Origin of the sequence: Virgibacillus sp. 7505 (assembly GCF_002272135.1) — a bacterium.
In the GTDB taxonomy this organism is placed as follows: Bacteria; Bacillota; Bacilli; order Bacillales; family Amphibacillaceae; genus Terribacillus.
The window spans coordinates 1-4,868 of the sequence record NZ_NPBF01000043.1 but is presented as its reverse complement, the minus strand read 5'-3'; the positions used below and the strand labels follow the sequence as shown (position 1 = coordinate 4,868).

At 36.8% G+C, this 4,868-nt stretch carries 5 protein-coding genes and 1 tRNA gene; 3 read left to right on the top strand and 3 right to left on the bottom strand.

The window, feature by feature from the left end; translation table 11 throughout:
• The first annotated feature begins 333 nt into the window (after positions 1-333).
• From CHH91_RS21505 to CHH91_RS17790, 3 genes are all read left to right on the top strand, one after another.
• Positions 334-435 (top strand): phage holin, encoded by a 102-nt coding sequence (locus CHH91_RS21505; RefSeq protein ID WP_353615335.1) that lies wholly within the window; start codon positions 334-336, stop codon positions 433-435.
• A gap of 569 nt (positions 436-1,004) precedes the next feature.
• Positions 1,005-1,307, top strand: coding sequence for a DUF3784 domain-containing protein (locus CHH91_RS17795; RefSeq protein WP_095224757.1), 303 nt, complete (start codon positions 1,005-1,007; stop codon positions 1,305-1,307).
• 501 nt (positions 1,308-1,808) lie between these two features.
• A complete protein-coding gene (locus CHH91_RS17790; protein WP_095224756.1) occupies positions 1,809-2,612 on the top strand; it encodes a CPBP family intramembrane glutamic endopeptidase in 804 nt (267 codons plus the stop codon).
• 178 nt (positions 2,613-2,790) lie between these two features.
• On the opposite strand, the gene CHH91_RS21310 is transcribed toward CHH91_RS17790, so the two are convergent.
• The 3 genes from CHH91_RS21310 to CHH91_RS17775 all read right to left on the bottom strand — a co-directional run bounded on the left by CHH91_RS21310 (position 2,791) and on the right by CHH91_RS17775 (position 4,853).
• Positions 2,791-3,186, bottom strand: a complete 396-nt coding sequence (locus tag CHH91_RS21310) for a TroA family protein (protein WP_286160828.1) — start codon at positions 3,184-3,186, stop codon at positions 2,791-2,793.
• Between the two features lie 279 nt (positions 3,187-3,465).
• Complete coding sequence (locus tag CHH91_RS17780) at positions 3,466-4,401, bottom strand: NADP-dependent oxidoreductase (protein WP_095224755.1); 936 nt, start codon at positions 4,399-4,401, stop codon at positions 3,466-3,468.
• 370 nt (positions 4,402-4,771) lie between these two features.
• A tRNA-Leu gene (locus CHH91_RS17775) sits at positions 4,772-4,853 on the bottom strand.
• Between the last annotated feature and the right edge of the window lie 15 nt (positions 4,854-4,868).

The window sequence follows — 4,868 nt, the reverse complement described above, 5'->3', positions numbered from 1 at the left end:
GGGACCGTCAATAATTCTGTGTAAATGGCAAACCTCTTGTCTTCCAGTGACTAGTCAGCAGTTTACAAGTCATTACGTTGCAGAAATCTTTGAGGAAAAGATTAAGATCCAAAGTTTCGAGCACATACATATTTCAAACACTACTTAGTATGCTTGGTATACGTTTACGTATACCAAGCATGAATAGTTCATGTTTATTTCAGCTCTCATTGTGGTATAGGTATAACTAAGGCTCACCTATACCTTTTATTCTCCAAAAAAGATCATCATTTAATGATGATCTTTTTTCTATGGATTAACGTTTGATTACCTACCTGGAAACTTACTTCTTCATTGCCTCTTTTTACTTTAGTCATTGCTTGGTATAAGAATAATTATGTCACCAATAAAGATAAGAAGCAGAGAGAAAGTCCTACAAGAAGTCAACTTAGCTAAAAGCTAAACCATAACAAATATTACTTACTAAATATAAGTGCTATTTGTTATGGTTTAAATCTTATCTATACTTCAAAGCTTAAGCTTTGAGATTAAATGTATTTGTTAATATTCTATTAAAATCTTTCTGTTCTTCGAATGTAAAATCATTTTGAAACTTGGGAATCATGAGTGAAGAATCTTTAGTGACATAGATATAAATAAAATTCATCATCATCTGCTTTTAAAAGCTCTTCCCAACGCCAACATTCGTCACTCTCCTTTGTTTGCACTTCGAGAGTTTCTTCAGTGATTGTAACTGTATATGGACCTATTCGCTTTACTATAAAAGGAGGGATTTTGTTGAGGAAAATACTTTTAGTGTCGTTCTTGCTGTTACCATTCTTGTAAGCAGTATTATTGGCGTATCAAATAGTAGTTACAGTGCAGAAAAACAAGGTGATACCGGCGGTTCCTCTATCGACCCTGATTGGACGTTAAAAATCCATTTTTTGATTATTTTTCCTATATATTGAATTCGAAACTAATATCTATTAAAAACCGTATTATATATAAATGGAGGTGTTATTTTGGATACTTTCAGCACAATAGCTACAGTTGTTGCAGGAATATTCATCATTTATTTAGGTTATCTAATAGGTGTAAAAAAGATGTTATCCTTAATAATCGGGTATAGCGATAGTACATTTGACGGCGATAAAGATAGGTATGCTAAAAGAACAGGATTGTTCACAATAATTTTAGGGATTATAGTCCTTGTAATGCCTTTGGCAATTTTAATTTTGGGTGAAGATGCTATACAAATATACGTATACATTATCAAAGTATATGTCGTAATATTGGTCGTTGTTACTAATTATTGGCGTTCTTAAGGATGGCTGGAACCCCATCCTTTTTTTATTTGTCGACACTCTCTGTCTTCCCTTGACAAATTGCAGCACAGACCATATGAACTGAATGACCGTATAAACCATGCCAATGACGCCAAAGAAAAATCCAGTGGCAATCTTCAGTACCCAGCTTATTGCCAACAAGAAAAGATAAACACCAGCAGAGGACAGCCGTTTTTAACTTCACTAAGTCACCAGCACGTAAGCCAGTATTAATGCCGATCCTTACAATGTCGCCAGAGCGCCCACTTCATATCTCAATTTTCTCCCTGTAGCAAATCGGCTGTACATCTTTCTCCTTCATGCTCTCATCCCTTTATTATCAACAAAGAATAGATGTTCATGATGGAAAGCAAGGCCGCTTAAATTTAGCGGTCTATTTTTGGTGGATGAAAGGAAATTTATGTTAAAATTTACAAGAGATTCACTTGCGTCCTAATATAGGATTCTTTAAGCCCATAAAACACATAGAGGGGAAGAACAATGAGAAAGTTGATAAGCACTATACTAAAAACACTTATTTTTTTCATTGGCTGGGCAATATTAATTTCTTTTACTCCAGAAGTAAAGACGGATAATCCAGCCTTTTTAAGATTATGGTGGGAATTGACACCACTTGCTTCAGTTGTTTTGTTCTCTTTTGTATTTGTTTTTCTACTTGAAAAGAGAAGAATAAGAATACCCATAGCAGCAGTACTCTTTAAAAACTCTCTGATTGGTGTCGTAATAGGTTTCATCTGGCTAGGCAGCGTAATAGCAATACTTTTACTCACCAAAACAATGCATATACAAGGTTTTAATCACATTGAATATATCTGGATTTGGATTTTGGCATCATTGTTTAATACTGCAATGCAAGAGTTGTTAATGAGAGGTTATCTCTATCAATTATGGAAACATAAATATAATACGATCACAGCTACGGTAATAACTACAGTCTTATTTACGGCAATGCACGGTGGGGCATTTGAAGCAGGAATCATCCCTGTTCTAAATGTTGTTTCCATGAGTGTGCTTATGACAATTTTATTGGAATACACAGGTACAATAGCAGCGCCAATTATCGTACATTTTATTTGGAACACAATTGGAGCGATTATATTTGGCGGTGTTTCTTTGGCGAATGATTATCCAAATCTATTAAACAGTACATACCAAGGCAATGAATTGCTTTCAGGTGGCGAATATAAAATAGAAGGAAGTATTGTTGTATCCATTATTAATTTGATAATAATTACATACTTGTTCATAAAGGGTAAGAAAAAATCGCACGTATTACGTGGATAAGTTTGCTTCCATATATATGAGATTAGAGAATCTTGTACACAAAAAGGAGCTTGGATTCCCCAAGCTCCTTTTGCTATGCGTATTTTTATTTTTAAAAGTACGATTTACTTCAAGAACTGTTCTTTAAAGAAGTCCAGCTGATAATCGTCGTTGAACAAAATTGCATTCGCATCTGCAGTCAAGACATGACCTTTTTTACAGCAGAAATTTCCTTGTATAGTTCTGTCTCTCGGTAGGAGTTATCTTGGTCGCTGTACTCACTGATGACAAGATAATCACCGACATATTCAGGAAGTACTTCTGAGGAAATCATGGTATAGCCGTCTTTTTCGGTCATTTCCTTCACTTTATCCGGCATAGAAAGTCCCATTGCTTGATAAAGGACTTCTGTACCGCGGCCCAAGCTGTTGCCAAGGACACCCATACCTTTTTTGTAGCTTTCCATTACAGTGACAGTAGCATCTTCATCGATTTTGGCTTTGGCTTTGATTTCGTCACCAGTTGTTTTCGCACGTTCTTTGAAGTCATCGACCCATTGCTGGGCTTCATCGCCCTTATTCAGCATTTTTCCAATTTCAACGTGCTGTGTCAGGTAGTCAACCTTGTTATATGTATACGTGACAGTAGTGCGATTTCTTTGAACTTATCCAATTTTTTTGTTGTGTCTGCAGCGATGATCAAATCCGGCTTCAGCTCGAGAATTTTTCTACATCTTCTTCGCTTACTGTTTCAGCATCTTTTAATCCGTCTGCAAGTACAGGACTGCTTTTCGCCCATTGATCCACGCCGACTATAAAAACCATCATCTTATAACATTAGTAGATGATGGCTTTTTTAATTGCTACCTGCGTGCTTATTTAACTTTTATCACAATCTTACCTTTGGCATGGTGTGTTTCACTTAATTCATGTGCTTCTTGTAAAGCTTCTGCTGAAAAATCGAATACATGGCCTACTTGAGGCTTAATAATTCCTTTCTCAAGTAATTCTCCTAATTCACCTAATTGCTTACCATTTGGCGTTAACCAATAAGAGCTTGCCGTTACTTGATGCTTCTCTGCCAATGCCTCATCAGGTTGTCCGGCAATTGTTACTAGTCTGCCGCCGGGCTTTAGAACTTGGAAGCTCTTGTTTAAGATCTCGCCGCCCATTGTATCGATGACTGCATCATAATCACTTAATTCATCTTCAAATTGCTGCGTTCGGTAATTAATGCATTCATCAGCACCTAACTCTTTTACATATGCTTCATTTTTTTCACTCGCAGTTGTCGCAACATAGGCACCCAAATGTTTTGCCATTTGAATCGCCATACTTCCTACACCACCAGCTCCAGCTTGGATCAATACTTTATCACCTTTCTTGACCTTTGTATTGTCCACTAGACACTGCCAAGCGGTTAACCCAGCTAACGGAATAGAGGCAGCTTCTTCAAATGTGAGATTGCTAGGCTTTTTCGCAAGCAATTCATCATCCACAGCCGTAAATTCCGCATAAGTACCCGCAGCGGTAGTATCAGGTCGCGCGAATACTTCATCCCCAACCTGATAATTCTTCACTTCACTTCCAATCTCAACTATCTTACCTGCAACATCCCAGCCTAGGATAATCGGGAATGACCAATCGAGCATCTGCTTTAAGTAACCTGCACGAAGCTTCCAATCAATCGGATTAACTGAAGTGGCATACACCTCAACAAGAACTTGATTTGGTTTTATTTCAGGTTTCGGCAATTCTTTCTCAACTAATACATTTTTATCGCCGTATTCATTAATTATAACTGCACGCATGAATAACACTCCCTTTTATCAACTATATTTTTAAGCTCTATTCTTCTTTTTTACCTAAAAAGTCATACCTTCTTATCAGAGCTAAACGTTTTCTATATCATAGGTAATACAAGATATATTTTAACTTCTATTATCTTTAAATCAAACTGAACTGCTTATAGGTGAAATTGATAAAGTTACACTATAGAAAACAATTCGCTATTTAGCCTCATTAAGTCCAACTATTTTCCTTGTGCTTATCCATAACTATTGTTTCTAAAATTTAGTGGCCATTTTGTTAGCCTTAAGTATTCATAAAGAAAACATACAAAAAAGACCCTAACTTTACGTTAGAGTCTTGATTTGACAGCTTTGGCATGCTGCCTGATGATACCGGTGGCCGGGGTCGAACCGGCACTCCTTGCGGAACACGATTTTGAGTCGTGCGCGTCTGCCAATTCCGCCACACCGGCATGTTAAAGAGTATC

Excerpts from the sequence above, each read along its gene's own strand:
- CHH91_RS17780 (WP_095224755.1), bottom strand. The coding sequence starts at position 4,401 with ATGCGTGCAGTTATAATTAATGAATACGGCGATAAAAATGTATTAGTT.
- CHH91_RS17790 (WP_095224756.1), top strand. The coding sequence starts at position 1,809 with ATGAGAAAGTTGATAAGCACTATACTAAAAACACTTATTTTTTTCATT.